Here is a 20,773-nt window from a genome sequence, read left to right as displayed (position 1 = left end):
CTAAAGACTTTGCGCGCGCCGCCGACTAGTGATTGTGGCGCTACCACTGTCCCTGCCAGGGACACCCGCCCGACACAGCTCTCCAACGCGTATTCAGCCCGAGCGAAAATCCCATGTTCCTGAGAAATATAAGAATCGCTGCCAGAGCCTTCATCGGCTTCGCGGCCATTGCGTCGCTGAGTGTGTTTCTCGGTCTGTTCGCCCTCAAACAGATTGGCGAAGTCCAGTCCCAGGCGGCCGACATTCAGAACAACTGGATGCAGCGTGTCAGGATTCTGGCCCTGGCCAACGCGTCGCTCGACCGTTTTCGCTTGGGCGAAATGGCGCACATCCTGTCGTCAAGCGATGCGGACATGCAGACCTATGAAGACAAATCCGCCGGCCGCCTGAAAAGCGTCAAGGAACAGCTGGCCCAATATGCCGCGCTGCTACGCACACCCGAGGAAAAATCGCGCCTGGATGTGTTCAACCAGAGCCTGGATGCCTACGCGAAGAACCATACCGAAATGCTCAAGCGCTCGCGCTCGGGCGACAAAGCCGGCGCCCGCGACTTTCTCAACAGCATTCGAGAAAGCTACGAGCAGATGACCAAGAACTTCGACCAGTTGATCGACCTCGCCAACAAAGGCGCCGAACAGGCCGGCCAAACCTCCGTAGGCGCTTACCAGCATGCCGTGAGCGGCATCACAATCGTCATTTTGCTGGTCAGTGCCGGCACAGTGCTGGTGGCCTGGTTGCTGACCCGCAGCATTACCGGCCCCATCATTGAAGCGGTGCAGGTGGCCGAAACCATCGCCAAGGGCGACCTCACCCAGCCCATAAACCCTACAGGCAATGACGAAGCCACGCGCTTGCTCCGGGCACAGGAAACCATGCGTAACAACCTGGTGCAGACTCTGCGGCAAATCACCGGCTCATCCAGCCAGCTGGCCGCTGCGGCCGAAGAGTTGAATGCCGTCACCGCCGAGGGCAGCCGCGACCTGCAACAGCAACATGGCGAAATCGAGCAGGCAGCCACGGCCGTCACTCAGATGACCACCGCGATTGAGGAGGTCGCGCGAAACGCGGCATCAACCTCCGACCTGTCCCAGGAATCACGCAGCATTGCGCTGAAGGGCCAACAGCGCATGGTCGAGGCACTGAATTCGATCCAGGCGCTGACCCGTGGGGTCGAGGTCAGCTCAGGGCAAGTGGGCGGCCTCGCCGAGCAGGCCAAAGGCATCGGCAAAGTGCTCGATGTGATCCGCACCATTGCCGAGCAAACCAACCTGCTGGCGCTTAACGCGGCCATCGAAGCCGCGCGTGCCGGTGAGGCCGGACGTGGTTTCGCCGTGGTCGCCGACGAGGTTCGTGCACTGGCCCATCGCACCGCCCAATCGACCCAGGAAATCGAGCAGATGATCGGCAGCATTCAGGCCAACACGGCCAGTACCGTCAACACCATGCTCGACAGCAGCGCCATGACTCAGCAAACCTTGGGGCTGGCCGAGCTGGCGCAACAAGCGCTGGCAGACATTCTGGCCGCCAACGATGAAATCAATGACCGCAATCTGGTGATCACCACGGCGGCGGCGGAACAAGCCGACGTTGCTCGAGCAGTCGATCGCAATTTGCTGAACATTCAGCAGCTGTCGATTCAGTCGGCAGAGGGCTCGACCCAAACGACTGCAGCCTCGCAGTCCCTCGCCAGCCTGGCCCACGAGTTGAACACGATGGTCAAGCACTTCCAGGTTTGAAGTCACGCAGCGTGCGCGGCACACCGCGCCTGCAATAAAAAACCCCAACCGATCACTCGGTTGGGGTTTTTTATTGCAAGGACCGGCGTTTAACGAGTAACGCGGCTGGTACCGTCAACGGTCATGATGCGTACACGGTCGCCGATGCGGAAGATTTCATTTTCCTGCACGGCTTGTACGTAGGCACGCATGCTGCCGTCGTCTTCGCGAACGGTGATTTCCACGCCTTGGGTGCGGGTCAGGCCTTCTTCAGTAGCAGAGCCCAGCAGGCCGCCGGCTACGGCGCCGATCACGGCGGTCACAATGCTGCCACGGCCGCCGCCGATGGCGCTGCCGCCAACGCCGCCGATGACTGCGCCAGCGGCGCCGCCAATTGGGGTCTTGGTGCCTTCGATTTTCACTGGACGCAGGGATTCAATGGTGCCCATGCGAACGGTCTGTACACGACGCGCCTCGTCACGAGAGTACGAGTCGCCGGTCAGACTCGAGGCGCAGCCACCCAACAGCAACGACAGGGTGGTAAAGCAGGCAACTAGTAAAACGGACTTACGCATAGCATCAACTCCAAAGGACAGGTATTCATTAGACGCTGCGGCTTGGCGCCTGTCACGGCGAGCACCGCAGAAAATTGCTTTCATTCAGCCTTAGTACAGACTGCTAGCACCAGAAAAATAGACGAACGGTTGCACTCAACTGTTCCGAAGAATGTCATGAACGCGTTCATCATTATTGTAGTCGCGCAGCAGCACACGCCGAAGACATATGGATAAAGACTTCGCCGTGGCGGGCAACATTCGAACGAGGTGACGAAAGGTGAAACTCAGGGCGCCAGGCGCTCACGAGTCCACTCGCCGGCTTGCAGGCGGTAGTTGAGGCGATCATGCAGGCGACTGGCGCGACCCTGCCAGAACTCGATGCGCTCGGGCAGCAGGCGATACCCGCCCCAATGCTCAGGGCAATCGGGTTGGATGTCGCTGAAACGCTGCTCGGTGGCCTTGAGCAAATCTTGCAGCTCTTCGCGATCACGGATGACCCGGCTCTGCGGCGACGCCCAGGCCCCAAGACGGCTTCCCAATGGGCGGACCTGAAAGTAAGCATCCGACTCTTCAGGCGTGACCTTGACCACCCGCCCTTCGATACGCACCTGGCGCTCCAGGGTGGGCCAGAAGAAGGTCATGGCTGCAAATGGCTGTGCCGCAAGCTGTTCGCCCTTGGCACTCTGATAATTGGTGAAGAAGGTAAAACCCTGTGTATCCAGGCCTTTGAGCAACAGGATACGACAGTGCGGACGACCGTCCTGGTCGACCGTGGCCAGAGTCATGGCATTGGCTTCCACCGGTGGCTGCTCGGTTTTCACCGCATCGGCAAACCACTGGTGGAACAATGCAAACGGCTCGCCCGGGGCCTGGGCCTCGCTCAAACCGTCCCGTGTGTAGTCACGGCGCATATCGGCCAATGCCTGGGTCATGCGGCTTTATCCTTCTGGTTCAACAGATCAGTTTTTCGCCTGGTCGTTTGTCGCTGGAGCGTCGGCCTTGGGTGCGGCTTTTTTCGCGGCCGGCTTGGCGGCAGCTTTTTTCGCAACAGGCTTGGCAGCGGCTTTCTTGACCGGAGCCTTTTTCGCCGGAGCGGCCTTTTTCGCAGCAGGCGCCGGTACGGGAGCGGGTGCAGTCTGCACGGCAACCATTTCCGCAACCGGTGGCTTGCCCGAGTTGTACTTGCTCAACAACGCCAACATCGTTGTACGCTGAGTGAACATGATTTCCATGCGACGGTTCAGCGCACGCCCCTGATTGCTATCGTTGGCAGCCCGCGGCATAAGGTCGCCCATGCCACGCATCATCAGGCGATCCTGCTTCAAGCCGCTGAGGCTGAAAATCGAAGCGATGGACTGCGCGCGCTCGCGGGTCAATGCCTGGCTCACTGGCTCGGCACCATTGGTGTCGACGTGGCCTAAGACCAACACAGCGGTCTTCGGATCGCCTTCAACCGCCTTGGCCACGCGAGTGAACGGGCCCAACGTAACCGGCAGCAGCATTGCCGGGCGTTTCGGGTTGTAAGAGCCATCAACCGGGGCGATCACGACCAATACGTTTTCGCGACGCTCCAATTGCAGGTTGCTGTCCTTGATGGCCGCACGCAGGCGCGGCTCATAGTCGTCCAGCCAGGCTTGAGTGATTTTCGGGTCAGGCATCGGCACGTTGGTCACGTCGACCTTGGCCAATGGTTTTGGCTTGCTTTCGAAAGGCCACCACCATTTGGTATCGGTGTCGGTCTTGGCCACCGCCGGGGTCGTCGGGTCTGCCGCCTTGAGGTCGGCTTTCAGATCGGCTTTGGCATCGGCCGCTTTTTCATCGGCGCTTTTAGAGGCGAACGGCCACCAGCTGGAGCCGGTCTCAGCCTTGGCTACGGGCGCAGGGGCGGCAGCAGCGGCAGGCGCTGGAGCAGCGGCGGCGGCAACCGGGGCTGCGGGCTTGGCGCCAGCGGCTGGTTTTGCATCCGGCACGGCGTCGGTTTTGGTTACTGCGTCCTTGGTAGCAGCCTTGTCTGATCCAAATGACCACCAATGCCCACCCTCGGCATCATTTTGTGGAGTTTGTGCGCAACCCGTAATTGTGAGGCACAGCGCCAGTGCCAAGGACTTGTTCGATAACATGAGATATCCACAAAATGAGAAAAAACCGGAGGGTCTGGTTGACCCGTTAAACAGACGCTTACAGAACATTGAAGTTACAAAATTTCGTTCAGCGCCTTCTTATAGTTGCCTTTGTAACAAAAAAACGTGAAACAGCAAGCTCTTTACAGACAACCGGCCAATATTCCGACCAACTTCTGTGCACGCGGGTCCATAAGTACATAAGGCCCCAGTGTATTAGTCACGAAACCAAATGCTACATCATGTTCCGGATCGGCAAAACCAACCGAACCACCCGCCCCCGGATGCCCAAACGCACGTGGGCCAAGGCCGAACGTCGCATTAGGCAAGTGCGGTTGATCCAACATGCAGCCCAAGCCGAAACGCGTTTGGGTCAATAAAGTTTTATCCGGTCCGATACTGTGTTCGCGGGTCAATTGTTCGAGCATGTCCGCCTCGAGCAAACTACCGTCCAACAATCCGCTATAAAAGCCCGCCAGGCTACGCGCGTTACCGTGACCATTTGCCGCTGGCTGCTGCATGCGCCGCCATTGCGGCTTATTAGTGCTTGTCAGAATAGACGGTGGGTTGGCAAATGCACGCGTAGTCATGGCCGCAGGTTCGCGCATCATAACTTGCAGTAATCGTTGAGCGGCTTCATCGCCCATATTGCCTTTGCTGCGCGCTATATGCGCAACACGGTAAAACTCTTCGTCCGCCAGGCCAACATGAAAGTCCAGCCCCAATGGCCGCGCAACCCGCGCAACAATTGATTCACCGGGCCCACGCCCGTCGGCGCGACGCAACAACTCACCGACCAGCCACCCATAGGTGATGGCCTCGTAGCCGTGGCCTTGGCCGGGCGTCCACCATGGGGCTTCGGCCGCCAGGGTGTCGACCATCAGTTGCCAGTCATAGAGGGCTTCGGCGGGGAGCATGTCGCGAATCGCCGGCAACCCGGCCTGGTGGCAGAGCAGCTGGCGCAGGGTGATGGCTTCCTTACCGGCCGCGGCAAACTCGGGCCAGTAATTGGCGACAGGGGCGTCGAGTTGCAACTTGCCCTCGGCCACCAATTGCAGGGCCGTCACGGCGGTGAAGGTCTTGGTGCAGGAAAACAGGTTGACGAGGGTGTCGCTGTGCCAGGCCTCGGCACCGTCCTTGTCGGCGGTGCCTGCCCACAGGTCGACGACGGTTTCGCCGCCGATCTGGATACACAGCCCGGCACCACGCTCCTGCGGGTCATCAAACAACGCGGCGAATGCCTCACGTACCGCTTCGAACTGGAGCTCGTAATGACCCTGAATCTGCACCTAAGCCGCCTCGGAAAACACCGTAATAAGTGGCCGACATTGTTCCAGTCATTGGCGGTTTTGTGAACCCGTCAAATATGAATCAATGGCCATTTCCAGAGTGACCGCCAGCATGCCCGGCGCCCTGCCCCGCGCCTCTGCCGTCGTGCCCCGACTTGCCGGCTTCACTCTCACGCACCCCGCTGGCAGCCTTGGCTTTTTGGGCTTCCTTGCCCAGTTGGTCGACGGCCGCCAGGTTGCTTTTGCGCACGCTGTCGACAAAGCCCTGGAACGGCACATCCGTGATGCCCACAAGGCCAAAGTGGCCGTTTTCGCCGTCCAGCAGACGCCCCGTCACCGGTTGATCCAGGTACTGGAACCAGTGCACGCCGACGATCGACGGCTCAGCCATGGCCTGCTTGAGGAAGTTGCTGTACGCCACGCCACGGTCTTCCTCCTTGGCCAGCTGAGTCACGCCGCCCCAGAACGGACCGCGATCCGCCGAGCCGAAGTTGAACTCGGTGATCAGCACCGGCTTATCCAACGCGCGCAGGGCGGCGAAGTCGTAGCCGTCCTGAGGCTTGAGGGTGTACATGTTGAAGCTCAGCACATCGCAATACTGGGCGCAGGACGCCACGGCTTCCGGGGTGCTGACGGCGTAGCGGCCACCCAGCAGCAGCTGGTTGGGCGCGTGCCACTTCAACGAATCGGAGATGGTCTTGAAATAGGCATCGGCGAAGGTCTTCTGGAAGTATTTGAAGTCGGCTTCGATTTCCGGGTGCTCAGGGCTTGGCATCGGCGGCTCGAAGCCCGGGTCTTCCATCAGCTCCCAGCCTGACAGGTGTATGCCCCAGGCTTTGGAGAGGCCTTCTTCGTTACGGTATTTGTCACGCAGTTGCTTGAGGAACGCACGTTTGGCCGGCACGTCGGTGGTCATGCGCAAGGTCCCGTACGCCAGGGCGTAACGCGACTTTGGATCATCGCCAGGGCCGGCCCAGGCCAGCTCGTTGTCGGCAAAAAAGCCGATCAGCCACGGGTCGTCGCGGTGATCGCGGGCCGCGATCGCCACGGCGCGCTCGGTGGCCATGGCGAAACGCGGGTCGAACGGGTCGGGCATGCCGCCCCACCAGTCCGTGCCGGTGCTGATGCTGGCGTAGTCACCGACAATCGACAGTGGCAAGGTGTAGGGCACGCGGTCGGCGCTGGCCAAATCCTCGTCGCTCCAGTTGCCCACGGTGTTGAAACCCCAGGCTTGCAGGCGGTCCAGCGTGTGCGTGACCCAGCGCTTGTGGTCGAAACCTTGCGTGTCATAGGTGCGCTGCAGGTTGGCACCATAGAAGTCGTACCAGCGCCCCACATTGAAGCCCCGGCCCTGGTCAGCGCCGTTGCCGCCGCGGTTATCCGCACGTCCGTAATACTTGTCGAACGGCTCGCCGGACTTGGGCAGCGCGGCAAACATCCATTCGCGGCCGGCCACGTAGGTTTGATTATCGTCCGGCGCAACCGTATTGACGCCCAGGGAGTAGAACGGATGGCCTTCCGGGGTCACCAGGTACCAGCGCCCGTCGCGCTTCTCGGTGCGGAAAAAGCCGCTTGCTTCAAACGCCGGGCCTTTGTTCCAGCCGCCATATTGGTCCAGGGCAGACTTGTCGCGCTCAGCCAGCCAGCCCTTGAGCTGTTGCTGCTCCTTGGCCGCTGCGGCTTTGAGTTGTTCGTCGCTGCTGACTTTTTCCGGCCAACGCGCACGCGTGGACTGACCATACGCATCCACCAGCGCGCTGTAGGCGGCCTTCAGCACCGGCTCGCTGTCCTGCACGCCAAAGCGTTCGAGCAGGATGCTTTGGGCTGCGTTGGGCTTGATCATCGACAGAGTGACCGACGCCACCTGGCTACGATCGATTGCCCCGGCGCTGCTGGCCAACAGCACACGCTGGCCTTCCACGGTAATCGGCATCGGCGGGCCGGCCTTCATGCCCTGGCTCAGCGGCGAGTTGGCCTGCAGCGGAATCAGCAGGGTTTGAGCGGGGCCGGCCGGCAGGTCGATGCGGCTGACCAGCGTCTGGCCGTCGGTGCTCTGCACCTTGACGTAGAGGGTCAGCGCCCAGTCCATGGCGCTTTGGATACGCAGGCTCATGGCGCCGGACTGCGACCAGTCCCACACGCCGGTCTGCGGGCTGAGCACCAGGCTCGGTTCGGCCGCCGGGTTGAAGGTGATGCGGCGCAGCACCTCGCCCTCAGCGGTTTGTTCGGCGTTGTATTGCGGCAGGCTCGCGTCCTGGGTCGCGACCTTGACCACATCGGCAGGCCGGACGAAATTGAACAGCGTTTGTTGCCCGGCAGGCGCGGCCATCAAGGGCGCGGCAAACAACAAGGCAAACAGAGCGGGCAGCGTGCGAATCATACGAACAAGGTTCTCCCAAACGGCCGGTGAATGGCCTGATGACATAAAGCGTTGGCAGTGAGATAGACCACGAAGTGGGCGAATTCGCCCACAGTGGCTTAAGAAATTTCGCGCCTGAAGGGCGGCAAAGCATTGAGGATAGCCTTGCCATAGCGCTGCGTGACCAAACGGCGGTCGAGCAAGGTGATGGTGCCTCGGTCTTCCTCGGTACGCAGCAAGCGCCCGCAGGCCTGGACCAGCTTCAAGGAAGCATCCGGCACCGAGATTTCCATGAACGGGTTACCGCCACGGGCCTCGATCCATTCGGCCAAGGCCGCCTCGACCGGGTCATCCGGTACCGAGAACGGGATCTTGGCGATCACCACGTGCTCACAGTAGGCGCCGGGCAAGTCCACGCCTTCGGCGAAACTGGCCAGGCCGAACAACACGCTGGAATCACCGCCATCAACACGCGCTTTGTGCTTGTTCAGGGTTTCCTGTTTGGACAGGTTGCCCTGGATGAACACCTGCTTGCGCCAGTCGCGGTCGAGGCCGTCGAACACGTCCTGCATCTGTTTACGCGAGGAAAACAGCACCAGGGTGCCGCGTGAACCTTCCACCAGGTCCGGCAAGTCGCGGATGATCGCGGCCGTGTGCGCGGCCGCGTCGCGCGGGTCGGCCTTGAGGTCCGGCACTCGCAGCACGCCGGCATCGGCATGGTGAAACGGGCTCGGCACCACGGCGGTGACGGCCTTTTTCGGCAGGCCGGCACGCATGCGGAAGCGGTCGAAAGTGCCCAGGGCGGTCAGCGTGGCCGAGGTCACCAGGCAGCCGTAGGCCACATTCCACAGGTTGCGGCGCAGCATTTCGGCGGCCAGGATCGGGCTGGCGTTGACCTCGATATCAAACAGCGCACCGCTTTCGGACAAGGTCAGCCAGCGCGCCATGGGCGGGTTGTCTTCCGGGTCTTCGACGGTAAAGGCGGTCCACAGCTCCCAATTGCCCTGGGCGCGCGACAGCAGGCTGCCGAACAGGGGGTACCATTCCTCGGCCTGGTTGCTGGCGATACCGATGTTGACCTCGCCATCCATGCCTTCCTTGAGCAGGTCGGTCAGGCGGGTGAACAGGTCGGTCAGCCGTGAGAAGCCTTTCTTCAGCTCGATACCCATTTCACGCATGTGCTCGGGGATCAATCCGCCGACAAACCGGTGACGCGGCCGTTCGCGGCCTTCGACGTCTTCGCCGGGTTTGAAGTCGGCGACCTGCTCGCAGGCGCTGAACATGAATTGCTGCTGGGTCTTGATCTCGCGCGCCAGCTCCGGCACCTGCTCGATCAGTTTGCCCAGATCGCCGGGCAACGGGTGCTGGGCGAGCAATTTGGTCAGGTTCTTGGCGGTGGTTTCGAGCCAGTCGGCGGTGGAACGCAAACGGGTGTAGTGGGCGAAATGGCCGATGGCCTTATCGGGCAAGTGGTGCCCTTCGTCGAATACGTAAAGAGTGTCGCGCGGGTCCGGCAACACAGCGCCGCCGCCCAGGGCCAGGTCAGCCAGGACCATGTCGTGGTTGGTGACAATCACGTCGACCTTGCCCATGCCCTCGCGGGCCTTATAGAAGGCGCACTGTCCGAAGTTGGGGCAATGCCGGTTGGTGCATTGGCTGTGGTCGGTGGTCAGGCGCGCCCAGTCGGCGTCTTCCAGGGCGGTGGGCCAGCTGTCACGGTCGCCGTCCCATTTGTTGCCGGCAAGTTTCTCGATCATGCTGGTAAACAGCTTCTGGCTGACTTCATCAACCTCGATCTTGAAGCCTTCCTCTTCGAACAGCGATGCCGTGGCGGTCTGGGCGTGACCTTCCTGCAGCAATACGTCGAGCTTGGACAGGCACATGTAGCGGCCACGGCCCTTGGCCAGGGCGAAGGTGAAATTCAGGCCGCTGTTGCGCATCAAGTCGGGCAGGTCTTTGTAGACGATCTGCTCTTGCAGGGCGACGGTGGCGGTGGCAATCACCAGGCGCTTGCCGGCGGCCTTGGCGGTAGGGATTGCGGCCAGGCTATAGGCCACGGTCTTGCCGGTACCGGTGCCGGCCTCGACGGCCACGACCGCGGGGTCGCCACTGCGCCGACCTTCGTCGTCGGTGTCGATATCCCCGAGGACTTTGGCCACTTCGGCGATCATCAGGCGTTGGCCGTAGCGGGGTTTCAAGCTCTTGGCTTCGAGAAAACGCGAATAGGCGCCCTGGATCGTGGTTTTGAGTTCAGTGCTGATCATGGATAGTCGGGCGCAAAAAACGCTGGATAAATTTTCAGTGGTTCGGATCGGCCGCTATCATACCCCGCTAATTAATCCCGCGCAGAACGGAGTACCACAATGACCGCGTTTAGCCTCGCTTACACCCTGCATGTATTGGCCGCCCTGGTGTGGGTCGGCGGTATGTTTTTCGCCTGGATGATCCTGCGCCCCGCCGCCATGGCGGCACTTGAGGGCCCTGCCCGGCTCAAGCTGTGGGCGAATGTGTTTCAACGTTTTTTCGTATGGGTCTGGGTGGCGGTGCTGGTTTTGCCGATCAGCGGCATCGGTCTGTTGCAACTGCGCTTCAGTGGGTTTGAGACCGCACCGCGCTATGTGCAGGTGATGATGGGCTTGTATCTAGTGATGACCGCGCTGTTCATCCGTATCCAGGCATTGAAGTTCCCGGAACTGCGCACGGCGGTGGCGGCTGAGGATTGGCCTGCAGGTGCGGCTGCGCTGGGGCAGATTCGCAAGCTGGTGGGGATTAACCTGATTATCGGGTTGGTGGTGGTGGCGATTGCTTCGGCGCGGCCGATGTTCTGAGGCTGGCCTTCATGGCCCCTTCGCGAGCAAGCCCGCTCCCACATTTGGAATGCATGTCAATGTGAGAGCGGGCTTGCTCGCGAAGGCGTCAGAACAATCGACTCAAAGCCGCTGAATAGTCACAGCGCCCGCAGGCCCAGCCGGCCCCGGTTGCCCTTCCAGCCCTGGCCGGCCCTTCTGGCCACCATCGGCGCGGTACACCAGACAGCCCTTGGATTGCCCGCCTTTGCCCGGCTTACCGGCCGTGCCGGCCAAACCGCCCGCACCGCCATCCACCCAGACCTTGATCTGCTCGGCCGGGAAGCTCTGCGGCAGCTCCACGCGTACGGTCGCGCCCGCTGCGCCTGGCAGGCCATCGCCGCCATTGTCGCCATTGGCGCCGCGCCCGGCTGAACCCCAGGTGCAGCCCGGGTCCACGCCATTGGCGCCATCCAGGCCGGCATACCCTTGGGCGCCGGCGCCGCCACGGGCGTCCACCGACAGTTCATCGGCGGTCAGCGCGTTGATGCGCAGGACCAAGTCACGCCCCGACTTGGCAGCTCGTTCGTGGGTACCGGGAGCACCGCGCGAGGTGATCTGGCTGCCATGTTCCAGTTGCGCGTTACGCACCTGCAACTGCAGCGCGGTATTGCCGGGGGCGATAGCGATACGGGCTTCTCGGCCCAAATGCAGCTCATCCACCGTCACTTGGCTGATGGTCGCCGGAATCAACAACGTGCCGTAATCCGCCACATCCAGGCGTTCGAGCTGCAAAACGTTGGTGCTGCTGGGCAGGCGCATCAGCGAGTTGGTTTCAACACTGACGCTCTGCGCCAGGGCAATGGGGCTGACCAACAGGGCCAACAGAAAAACCTTACGCATGATTGGCCTCCTTGTTTGTTTCAATAACGGCAGGCGCCGACAGGCCCCGCACATGGAACATCCCCACCAGCAGAATCTGCAGGCGGTCACGCCAGGGGTGGGCACGGTGTTTCAGGCTGCTGTTGAACAACAGCAATTCCAATAGATGAGTCAGCAACAACAGACTGCCGGCCAGACTGACCAACAGGTGAAACGGATTGGCGAGCGGCCGGAATAAATTGACCACCACCACAACCCAGAACAGCAACGTCAGAAACTTTCCCAGCCCCCAAAACACCTTCATCCTGCATGCCCCTGCCTATTATTCTTTGGGCGCACAGTACCGACTTCTGCAGGCGATTTGCCAGTGAAGGATGAAAAAACTTGATAAAGGCACGGTTTGCCTGCGGTTTCGGCGAGGATCGCCAGCAATGCCCCTGGGGTTCCCACAGGGGCAAGGGCCGTCAGCGGTTGATTTTGATTTCCACACGACGGTTCAAGGCTCGACCGTCAGCGGTTTTGTTATCGGCCACCGGCTGACTTTCGCCCGCGCCCACCACCGATACAAAGTTGCTGCGCGGCACGCCCGCACTCACCAGGTAATCGGTTACCGAGTGCGCGCGTTTTTCCGAGAGTTTCTGGTTGTAGGCGTCTTTGCCGACGCTGTCGGTATGCCCGCTGACCCGTAGCTGGGCGCTCGGGGCTTCGCGTTTGAGGCGCGTGGCGATGGTGTCGAGCTTGGTTTTGTCCGCCGCCGTCAGCCTGGCCGAGTCGAACTCAAAGTGCACATCGCGGATCACGATGGTTTCTTCCTTGACCACGACCACCTCTTCCACCACGGCCGCCACCGCTACAGGTGGGCAGCCATTGACATCAACCTGCACGCCCTTAGGCGTGCCCGGGCACTTGTCGCGGCTGTCCGGCACGCCATCGCCATCTTCGTCGCCATCACCGTGCACCCAGCAATAGGCGCCAGCCATGCCGCCGATCAGCAGCGCGCCATAACCTGCGTACGCCGAACTTTCAGTGGCGCCAATCGCTGCGCCGGTCACACCACCGACGGCTGCACAGGTGGGCCAATCGGTTTTTTGCAAACCTGCGCAACCTGTCAATACTCCGGTTAGCAGAACCAAGGGTAGAGCTGTCCGCATGATGCTCATCTGATTTCTCCTGAGGGGATCGGCGGGGGCCGACGGGTGGAGTAAAGACCGCTCTTTTCATCTGCGCCACTGCGCCGCACCCCCGTATTTATTGGAGATCGCCCTCTATGCAGGACTTTTGCACGCCGCCCGCTCTAGGCCCGCACGCTCAGCCGCGCTAGTCTCTAGGGTCCTGATGTGAGGATCTCTGATGATCGCTGGTATTTCTTCCCGTACGCCACAGCAAGCCCTGGCCGCCTTGCTGGATTTGCACCAGCCCAAACGCCTGTTGTTGTTGGGTGCCAGCCAGTTCCCGGCGCTGGATGCCTTTCAGGCCGAGCACCCGGACACCCAAGTGGCGATCGCGGCGCCCGGGCCGTTACCGGCAGAACTTGCGGCGCAGCGTTTTGACCTGGCGCTGGTGGTCGATTGCCTGGAGCACCTGTCAAAACCGCAAGGCCTGACGCTGCTCGGCGGCATTCGCAACCTCAATGCCAGTCGCATTGCGGTGCTGGCAGACCTGAACGCCTGCGGCTGGAAGGAAACCGATTTCTTCTCCCTGGCGCTGCAGGCCGGCGAGCGTTTCCAGCGTGATGATCAGGTTTTGACGCTGTTTACCTATGATCTGCTTGACTATAAACAGGTGCCGGACTGGCTCAACGCCCGCTTCTGGGCCAACCCGGAAAACTTCGGAAAGTATTGGTGGTAACCATGAGTACATCCATTTGCCCATGCGGCAGCGGCAATCTGCTGGATGCGTGCTGCGGCCATTATCACGCCGGTCACCCGGCGCCCTGTGCCAGCGCATTGATGCGTTCGCGCTATAGCGCCTACGTGCTGGGGTTGGTGGACTACCTGGTAGCCACTACTTTGCCTGCGCAACAAGCCGGACTGGACCGCGCCGCCATCGGCGCCTGGAGTGCCCAGAGCACCTGGCTGGGCCTGGAAGTGGAAAGCTCCGAAGTGTTTGGCGGCCAGCCGGAGCATGCGTTCGTGACGTTCACTGCTCGCTGGCACGACAGCACCGGAGAACACAGCCACCGTGAACAGTCCTCTTTCGTACAGAATGAGGGGCGCTGGTACTTCATCGACCCGACAGTGGAGGTGAAGGCCGGGCGCAATGATGTATGTTTGTGCGGCAGTGGGCAGAAATTCAAGAAGTGCTGCTCCAGCTACCTCTAATCAACTGACAGGGAAAACGCCATGCTTCGGATGTACAGCTTGATGCTGGCGTTGACCCTGGGCCTCACCGGGTGCGCGTCCTGGTTCGAGGACAGCTCGCCCCCGCCTCATGTCTCCCTGGTGAAGGTTGAAGTGGTGCGCGCCAAATTGCTCGAGCAGCGCTTCAAGCTGTACTTTCGCGTGGATAACCGCGACGACGCCGACCTCACGGTGCGCGGCCTGATCTACAAAGTCAGCCTGGGCGATTTCGTGCTGACCGAAGGCGAGTCCAACGAATGGCTGACCGTACCACCGCGCGGCCATGCTTTTTTCCGGGTGAAGGTGCGGACCAACCTCTGGCCGCAGATACGCGATGTGGTACAGATGCTTAAAAACCCGAGCAAACCCGTGCCCTATCGCCTGGAAGGCGAGCTGAAAACCGGATTATTCATCGGTAATGACGTGCAGGTGAACCACAATGGCGAGATAATCCCCGGCGATTTTATTCCGGAGCGACATCGATGACTCAGCAACCCCATGTCCATGGTCCTGACTGCAACCACGATCACGATCACGATCACCATGATCATCATGATCACGACCACGGCCATGTCCACGGCCCGAACTGCGGCCACGCTCACCAGGAGCCGGTGCGCAACGCCCTGAAAGACGTCGGCCGCAACGATCCTTGCCCATGCGGCAGCGAGAAGAAATTCAAGAAGTGCCACGGGGCCTGATGCCCTGACCCCGCAGGAGCCGGCTCGCTGTGGCAAGCTGGCTTGCTGTGGCGAGCGGGCTTGCCCCGCGTTGGGCTGCGCAGCAGCCCCAATAAGATCAACGCGTTTCCTCAACAAAGCGCAATGTCAGGTTTTGGGGCTGCTCCGCACCCCAGCGCGGGGGAAGCCCGCTCGCCACAACAGCAGCACCACCTCCAGGCCCCCGCCCTCCCGGTTACTCAAACTCAACCGCCCCTCATGCGCCCGCGCAATCGTATGCGCAATACTCAACCCCAACCCATACCCGCCGGTTTCGGCATTGCGTGAACCTTCCACCCGGTAAAACGGCTCCATCACCTGCTCCAGCTGTTCCTGGGGAATCCCCGGTCCGCGGTCACTGATGACAATCTGCAAGCTGTCCGCCTGATCCTCAACCCGCACCACCACCTCGCTGCCATAACGCACCGCGTTTTCCAGCAAGTTCTGCACACAGCGTTTGAGACTGCGCGCATACCCCGGCAACGGTTGCTTGGCGCGGCCCACGATGGTCACGCTTTCGCCCACGTCTTCCAGGTCCGCCTGCAGGCTTTGCAGCAAGGCATTGATGTCGATGTTCTGTCGCGTCTCGTTGATCTCACCGCTGCTGACAAAGTCCAGGGTGCTGGCCACCATGTGTTCCATTTCTTCCAGGTCGCTGCGAAAGCGCTCCTGGGTGCGCGTGTCTTCGAGCATTTCCGTGCGCAGGCGCAGGCGTGTGATCGGCGAGCGCAGGTCGTGGGAAATTGCCGCGAGAAAGCGCGTGCGCTCGGCGATATTGGCGATCAGCCGTTGCTGCATCGCATTAAACGCCTGGGCGGCGCGGCGCACTTCAGTCGGGCCATCCACCGGTAACGGTGGGCGCTGGATGTCCCGACCCAGCGCCTCGGCGGCCTTGGCCAGGGCATTCAGCGGGCGGATGGCCAGGCGCACCGCCACCAGGGCGATGACCACCAGCACCAGCACTCGCAGCAAATAGATGCGCATCACGTAATCGAACAACAGGTCCAGCGGTGAGGTACTGGTCCAGCCCTGCTCTTCACTGGCGTCCACGCGCAACCAGCGCCCATCGGGCAGGCGCAGGTCGATCAGAAACTGCCCGACCACCGGCCTTGAGCTGAGCAAGGTTGAAAGCCCGGCGGTCTGCCCTTCGCCATCGACCAGCGACAGGCGTAAAAGGCTCAGGGTTTGCGCGTAGCCGGTTTTTTGCGCCAACACCTGCTTGATCAGGCGCTCGGTGGGCCGGTCGCTGTCGGTGAGCGTGCTGGGCGTGCTGCTGGCCTGGTCGCTCAAGGTCAGCCGAAAGTGCGGCGTATCAAGCAGCTGGATCAACTGGTGGGCCTGCTGCGGGTCGCTGTGCATCAGGCGCACCACATCCGCCAAACGCGTGGCGATCAGCCGTGCGGGGATTTCCAGCACCTGACCATGACGCCGGTCGTACCAGATGCTGCTGGTCAGCGCCTGGGCCGCGAGCATGCCGCTGACCAGAATCAGCACCAGGCGCCCGAACAGCGAACGCGGCAGCAGTCTCACGACCCCAGCACCACGTCATCGGCGGTGAGCATGTAACCCTCGTTGCGCACGGTCTTGATCAGCCCCGCCGGCAGCTGCGAGCGCAGGCGGCTGACGCACACGTCAATGGAGCGGTCGAACGGCGTGCTGTCCTTGTCGAACACATGGTTGAGCAGAAAGTCGCGGCTCAACGGGCGATTGGGGTGCTGCAACAACAGGCGCAACACGCGGTAATCCGAATTGCCGAGGCTGACCACCACGCCTTCGGGGCTGAGCAGCTGTCGCGCCCGTGTGTCGAGTTGCCAGCCGGCGAACCGAATGCTCGGCGCCTCATCCAGGCGCGCACGGTCCGGAAAACTCTGTACCCGGCGTAACACCACCTTGATGCGCACCAGCAATTCACGCGGGTCGAAGGGTTTGGGCAGGTAGTCGTCGGCGCCGATTTCCAGGCCGACGATGCGGTCGATCAACGAGCCCTTGGCTGTGAGCATCACCACCGGCGTGTTGGAGCTGACCCGTAGCTCGCGGCACAGGCTCAGGCCGTCTTCGCCGGGCAGCATCAGGTCGAGCACGATCAGGTCGATCACATTCAGCGCCAGACGGCGGCGCATTTCCTTGCCGTCGGCGGCGGTAGACACCTGAAAGCCCGCGTCACTCAGGTAGTCGCAGAGCAGTTGGCGGATTTGCGGGTCGTCATCAACGATCAACAGGTGGTCAAGCTTTGCCATGGGCAGTCAATCCGAAAACTCAAAACGCAGGAGATAGCCGAAAGCTCAGCCAGTGGTACGCGCAAATGTAATGGAATGTTGTGGGAAACCATAATCACGCATCAGCGATACAAAGCCGGGGTATGGCAGGCGGAATCGCTCTTTAGACTACCGAACCTAAATGAGAGTAATTGTAATTTAGACTCGGATCACTGCCCATGTCACTGCCCACCCCGCACCGTCACACGCTGCATACCACTCTGGCACCGATGTTCGGCTTTCTTGCTGCCGGCAGCGTCGCGCCAACGGCCTGGGCCGATGCGCCCACCGCCGCGCCTGACGATTCGGTGGTGAGCCTGCCGCAAATCAAGATCGACGGCGAAGAAACCACGTCCGCCTTCAAAGTCGACCGGGTGACCTCGGCAAAAATCAGCCAGCCGCTGCTCGACGCGCCACAAAGCGTGACCATCGTGCCGCAGCAAGTGCTTAAAGAGCAGAACGCGCAAACCCTGCAGGAAGTGTTGCGCAACGTGCCGGGCATCACCTTCATGTCCGGCGAGGGCAACCTGGGCTGGGGCGATCTGTTTTCGATTCGCGGCTTTTCGTCCGAGCAAAGCCTGACCGTCGACGGCGTGCGCGACGCCGGCATGTCCACGCGCACCGACACCTTCAACCTGCAACAGGCCGAAGTGTTCAAGGGCACCGGTTCCATTGAGTCCGGGGTTTCGGCGGTGGGCGGCAGCGTCAACCTGGTGAGTAAGGAAGCGCACCTGGGTGACGCCAACAAAGTCTCCGCCGGGATAGGCACCGACAGCTACCGGCGCCTCACTGCCGACATCAACAAGCAGTTGACCGACACCAGCGCCGTACGCATCAACCTGATGAAGCACTACAACCAGGTGGCCGACCGCGACGACGTGGACTACGACCGCTGGGGCATTGCCACCTCGTTCGGCTTCGGCCTGGGCACCGACACGCGGTTCTTCGTCGACACCTTCTATCAGAAGGACACCAACACCCCGGACGGCGGCGTGCCGATCCAGCGTGGCACCGACGGCCATCGCATGCCGGGTGTGAAACGTTCCAACGGGTACGGCGATTCGAGCCTGTATACGCAGCAAAACGAAACCACCGCGCTGACCGCACGCTTCGAACATGACGTTGACTGGAACGAAGCCAACCTGCGCAACCAGACGCGTTGGGAGCGCAGCGATAACTTCGCGGTGCTGTCCCCGGCGCGTTTTTTCGCCGCCGACGCCAATGGCAAAAAAACCTGTACCGGCACGCGCTGTGCGACGTTGGGCTACACGGGTGTAGGCCCGCTCAGCCAAGTGCCGGGCAGCACGGTAAATGCCTACACCGACTACGTGAACAACAGCAACACCGGCTACGGCATTCTGCGTGGCAGCGATTTCGGGCTGTCCAAGCGCTACACCATCCTGGATAACCAAACCGACTTCAGCTTCACGTTCAACACTGCCAGCCTGCAACACGCGGTGGTCAGCGGCCTGGAGTTCTATCACGAGACCTACGGCGGCCTGAAACGTAACGCTGAAGTGCCGGCCGGCGACATGTTCTTCAACATGAACGACCCCAGCCACAGCTTCGCCAGCACTTACGTGACCAAAGGCGAAGGCGACCCGCGCTCGGTGATCGACAACGCCGGCATTTACCTGGGCGACACCGTCACCCTCAACGAACACTGGCAAGTGCTCGGCTCGCTGCGCTACGACAACTGGCGCGCGCAAACCACACAGCGCGGCCAGGCCACCATCAGCAGCACCGACGGTGCGGTCAGCGGGCGCGTCGGCGCGGTGTACAAGCCGTTGCCCAACGCCAGCATCTACGTGTCCTACAGCGAAGCGGCGCAGCCGTCGGCGCTGGGCGCGTCCACCAACAACCAGATCTACGGCGCGTCCACCACCAGCAACTACAGCCCGGCCAAGTCGAAAACCTACGAGATGGGCACCAAGTGGGACATTGCCCACGACCGGCTCAATGTTACGGCGGCGATCTTCCGCACCGAACTGGACAACGCCTGGGAATATCAGGACGGCGAATCCGCCCCGGTGCGCGCCCTGCCCGCCAAACGCGTGGACGGCGTCGAACTCGGCCTGCAAGGCAACATCACCCCGCGCTGGACCGCCTACACCGGCTTTTCGGCGCTCAAAAGCACGCAGACCAAAGGCATCAACAAGGGCGCGCAAGCCAAGAACGTCCCCGACCTGACCGCCAACCTGTGGACCACCTACGCCGTCACCGACGCCCTGAGCCTCAGCTACGGCGAGCAATACGTGGGCCGTCGTCGCTACAGCGACAACAAGTATGTCGGCGGTTTGAACAACAACAGCAGCTACGCCAATGGCCCGTCCGGCGTCGATGCGATCTACACCCGCGACCACGAAAAAGCCCCCGGTTACTGGCTGAGTAACGTGGCGGCGCAATACAAGGTCAACAAGGACACCACGGTCAACCTCAACCTCAACAACGTGTTCAACACGTTTTATTACAGCCAGGTCGGCGCATCCCTCGACGGCTTCCAGCTCTACGGCATCCCAGGTGCAGGCCGCACCCTCACCGCCAGTGTCGATTATGAATTCTGATTTTCCCTCACCAGGAGTCCTGTCCATGTTCAAACCCCGCAACGTGCTCAAGCTCGGCGTGCTGTTCGCCGCGCTGGTACTCGGCCATGCCGAAACCGCCGCCGCCCATGAAGTTACCGACGTGCTGGGCCGCAAGGTCGAGGTAAAGGACGACGTTAAACGTGTGGTGCTCGGAGAAGGCCGCTTGATTTCGGCATTTGCCCTGCTCGACAAGGACGCGCCGTTCCAGCGCATCGTTGGCTGGCAGAACGACTTGAAGCTGCTGGACCCGCACACCTACAACGCTTATGTGGCGAAGTTTCCCTCGGTGAAAGACATCCCGTTGATCGGGCAGGCGTCGGAGCAAAGCGTCAGCGCCGAGGAAATTCTCTCGCTCAAACCCGACCTGGCGGTGTTCAGCATTTCGGGCCACGGCCCGACCGAACACAGCGCGGTGGCAGACGTGCTGGCCAAGGCCGGCATCCCGGTGGTGTTCGTCGACTTTCGCATCAACCCGGTCCAGGGCACTCACACCAGCATGAACGCGCTGGGCCAGGCCTTGGGTCGTGAACGCCAGGCCAACGCCTTCCTGGCGTTCTATGACCAGCACATCAAGGTCATCACCGATGCCGTCGCCACCTTGCCCGCTGGCCCACGCCCCAGCGTGTTCCTCGAATTGCTGGCCGGTGCCTGGCAGGCGCCGGGGCACACCACCGGCAAAAGCGGCATGGGTGAAGTGATCAAGCTGGTCGGCGGGCGCAATATCGCCGCCGACGTGGTGCCGGGTGCGCTGGGCGATATCAGCGTTGAGTACGCACTGAAAGCCGATCCGGACGTGTACGTGGCCACCGGCAACCACAAGCCGGGCTTGATCCTGGGCGCTGGCGTGAGCACTGACGAAGCACGTGAGGCGTTTGACCGGGTGTTGGCGCGGCCGGAATTCGCCCATCTTCGGGCCATCCGCGAGGGCAATGCCCACGGCCTGTGGCATGACTTCTACAACTCGCCGTACAACCTGCTGGCAATTGAAGCGCTGGCCAAGTGGGTGCACCCGCAGCTGTTCGCCACGCTCGATCCGCAGACGACTATGGAGCAAATCAACCAACAGTTCCTGGGCATGCCGTTGCAGGGTGCTTATTGGGTTGACGCAAAAACCAAGTAACACCTATCGCCCTGTTGGAATGCAGTCAGTGTGGGAGCTGGCTTGCCTGC

At 61.5% G+C, this 20,773-nt stretch carries 19 protein-coding genes; 8 read left to right on the top strand and 11 right to left on the bottom strand.

Features of this window, described 5'->3' with window-relative positions:
* The first annotated feature begins 113 nt into the window (after window positions 1–113).
* Entirely contained in the window at window positions 114–1,736 is a 1,623-nt protein-coding gene (locus tag AACV02_RS08185) for a methyl-accepting chemotaxis protein (RefSeq protein WP_119738811.1), read from the top strand.
* 89 nt (window positions 1,737–1,825) lie between these two features.
* On the opposite strand, the gene AACV02_RS08180 is transcribed toward AACV02_RS08185, so the two are convergent.
* The 6 genes from AACV02_RS08180 to dinG all read right to left on the bottom strand — a co-directional run bounded on the left by AACV02_RS08180 (window position 1,826) and on the right by dinG (window position 10,304).
* A complete protein-coding gene (locus AACV02_RS08180) occupies window positions 1,826–2,290 on the bottom strand; it encodes an outer membrane lipoprotein (RefSeq protein ID WP_003189251.1) in 465 nt (154 codons plus the stop codon).
* Between the two features lie 266 nt (window positions 2,291–2,556).
* Window positions 2,557–3,204 (bottom strand): pyridoxamine 5'-phosphate oxidase, encoded by a 648-nt coding sequence (pdxH, locus tag AACV02_RS08175; RefSeq protein WP_106577117.1) that lies wholly within the window; start codon window positions 3,202–3,204, stop codon window positions 2,557–2,559.
* A gap of 27 nt (window positions 3,205–3,231) precedes the next feature.
* The gene (locus AACV02_RS08170; RefSeq protein ID WP_106577118.1) at window positions 3,232–4,392 is read right to left on the bottom strand and encodes an OmpA family protein; all 1,161 of its coding nucleotides are present in this window, start codon (window positions 4,390–4,392) and stop codon (window positions 3,232–3,234) included.
* A gap of 143 nt (window positions 4,393–4,535) precedes the next feature.
* The gene (locus tag AACV02_RS08165; RefSeq protein ID WP_106577119.1) at window positions 4,536–5,681 is read right to left on the bottom strand and encodes a serine hydrolase domain-containing protein; all 1,146 of its coding nucleotides are present in this window, start codon (window positions 5,679–5,681) and stop codon (window positions 4,536–4,538) included.
* 82 nt (window positions 5,682–5,763) lie between these two features.
* Window positions 5,764–8,061: a beta-galactosidase gene (locus AACV02_RS08160; RefSeq protein WP_119738809.1), complete on the bottom strand. Its 2,298-nt coding sequence runs from the start codon at window positions 8,059–8,061 to the stop codon at window positions 5,764–5,766.
* Between the two features lie 98 nt (window positions 8,062–8,159).
* A complete protein-coding gene (gene dinG, locus AACV02_RS08155; protein WP_119738807.1) occupies window positions 8,160–10,304 on the bottom strand; it encodes an ATP-dependent DNA helicase DinG in 2,145 nt (714 codons plus the stop codon).
* 99 nt (window positions 10,305–10,403) lie between these two features.
* Between dinG and AACV02_RS08150 the strand changes: the two genes are divergently transcribed.
* Entirely contained in the window at window positions 10,404–10,868 is a 465-nt protein-coding gene (locus tag AACV02_RS08150; RefSeq protein ID WP_119738805.1) for a CopD family protein, read from the top strand.
* 102 nt (window positions 10,869–10,970) lie between these two features.
* On the opposite strand, the gene AACV02_RS08145 is transcribed toward AACV02_RS08150, so the two are convergent.
* The 3 genes from AACV02_RS08145 to AACV02_RS08135 all read right to left on the bottom strand — a co-directional run bounded on the left by AACV02_RS08145 (window position 10,971) and on the right by AACV02_RS08135 (window position 12,868).
* Complete coding sequence (locus AACV02_RS08145) at window positions 10,971–11,729, bottom strand: hypothetical protein (RefSeq protein WP_106577123.1); 759 nt, start codon at window positions 11,727–11,729, stop codon at window positions 10,971–10,973.
* Window positions 11,722–12,012, bottom strand: coding sequence for a DUF1145 domain-containing protein (locus AACV02_RS08140; protein WP_106577124.1), 291 nt, complete (start codon window positions 12,010–12,012; stop codon window positions 11,722–11,724). The genes AACV02_RS08145 and AACV02_RS08140 overlap by 8 nt, the downstream gene beginning before the upstream one ends.
* Before the next feature lie 160 nt (window positions 12,013–12,172).
* Entirely contained in the window at window positions 12,173–12,868 is a 696-nt protein-coding gene (locus AACV02_RS08135; RefSeq protein WP_119738803.1) for an OmpA family protein, read from the bottom strand.
* A gap of 190 nt (window positions 12,869–13,058) precedes the next feature.
* Between AACV02_RS08135 and AACV02_RS08130 the strand changes: the two genes are divergently transcribed.
* Genes AACV02_RS08130 through AACV02_RS08115 form a run of 4 tightly spaced genes read left to right on the top strand, consistent with a single transcriptional unit; the run spans window position 13,059 to window position 14,745 of the window.
* The gene (locus AACV02_RS08130; protein ID WP_106577126.1) at window positions 13,059–13,556 is read left to right on the top strand and encodes a DUF6231 family protein; all 498 of its coding nucleotides are present in this window, start codon (window positions 13,059–13,061) and stop codon (window positions 13,554–13,556) included.
* A 2-nt stretch (window positions 13,557–13,558) separates the two neighbouring features.
* On the top strand, window positions 13,559–14,029 hold the full coding sequence (locus AACV02_RS08125; RefSeq protein WP_106577127.1) for a YchJ family protein: 471 nt from the start codon (window positions 13,559–13,561) through the stop codon (window positions 14,027–14,029).
* A gap of 21 nt (window positions 14,030–14,050) precedes the next feature.
* On the top strand, window positions 14,051–14,533 hold the full coding sequence (locus AACV02_RS08120; RefSeq protein WP_106577128.1) for an LEA type 2 family protein: 483 nt from the start codon (window positions 14,051–14,053) through the stop codon (window positions 14,531–14,533).
* The gene (locus tag AACV02_RS08115) at window positions 14,530–14,745 is read left to right on the top strand and encodes an SEC-C metal-binding domain-containing protein (RefSeq protein WP_119738801.1); all 216 of its coding nucleotides are present in this window, start codon (window positions 14,530–14,532) and stop codon (window positions 14,743–14,745) included. The genes AACV02_RS08120 and AACV02_RS08115 overlap by 4 nt, the downstream gene beginning before the upstream one ends.
* A 126-nt stretch (window positions 14,746–14,871) precedes the next feature.
* Here AACV02_RS08115 and AACV02_RS08110 read toward each other — a convergent pair whose 3' ends face one another.
* A complete protein-coding gene (locus AACV02_RS08110; protein ID WP_119738799.1) occupies window positions 14,872–16,293 on the bottom strand; it encodes an ATP-binding protein in 1,422 nt (473 codons plus the stop codon).
* Window positions 16,290–17,000 (bottom strand): response regulator, encoded by a 711-nt coding sequence (locus AACV02_RS08105; RefSeq protein ID WP_119738797.1) that lies wholly within the window; start codon window positions 16,998–17,000, stop codon window positions 16,290–16,292. The genes AACV02_RS08110 and AACV02_RS08105 overlap by 4 nt, the downstream gene beginning before the upstream one ends.
* Before the next feature lie 197 nt (window positions 17,001–17,197).
* Between AACV02_RS08105 and AACV02_RS08100 the strand changes: the two genes are divergently transcribed.
* Window positions 17,198–19,582: a TonB-dependent receptor gene (locus tag AACV02_RS08100; RefSeq protein WP_119738795.1), complete on the top strand. Its 2,385-nt coding sequence runs from the start codon at window positions 17,198–17,200 to the stop codon at window positions 19,580–19,582.
* Between the two features lie 25 nt (window positions 19,583–19,607).
* Window positions 19,608–20,723, top strand: a complete 1,116-nt coding sequence (locus tag AACV02_RS08095; RefSeq protein WP_119738793.1) for an ABC transporter substrate-binding protein — start codon at window positions 19,608–19,610, stop codon at window positions 20,721–20,723.
* The last annotated feature ends 50 nt before the right edge of the window (window positions 20,724–20,773 follow it).

The organism is Pseudomonas sp. Larv2_ips (assembly GCF_963879675.1).
In the GTDB taxonomy this organism is placed as follows: domain Bacteria; phylum Pseudomonadota; class Gammaproteobacteria; order Pseudomonadales; family Pseudomonadaceae; genus Aquipseudomonas.
This window is presented reverse-complemented; position numbering and strand designations above follow the sequence as displayed.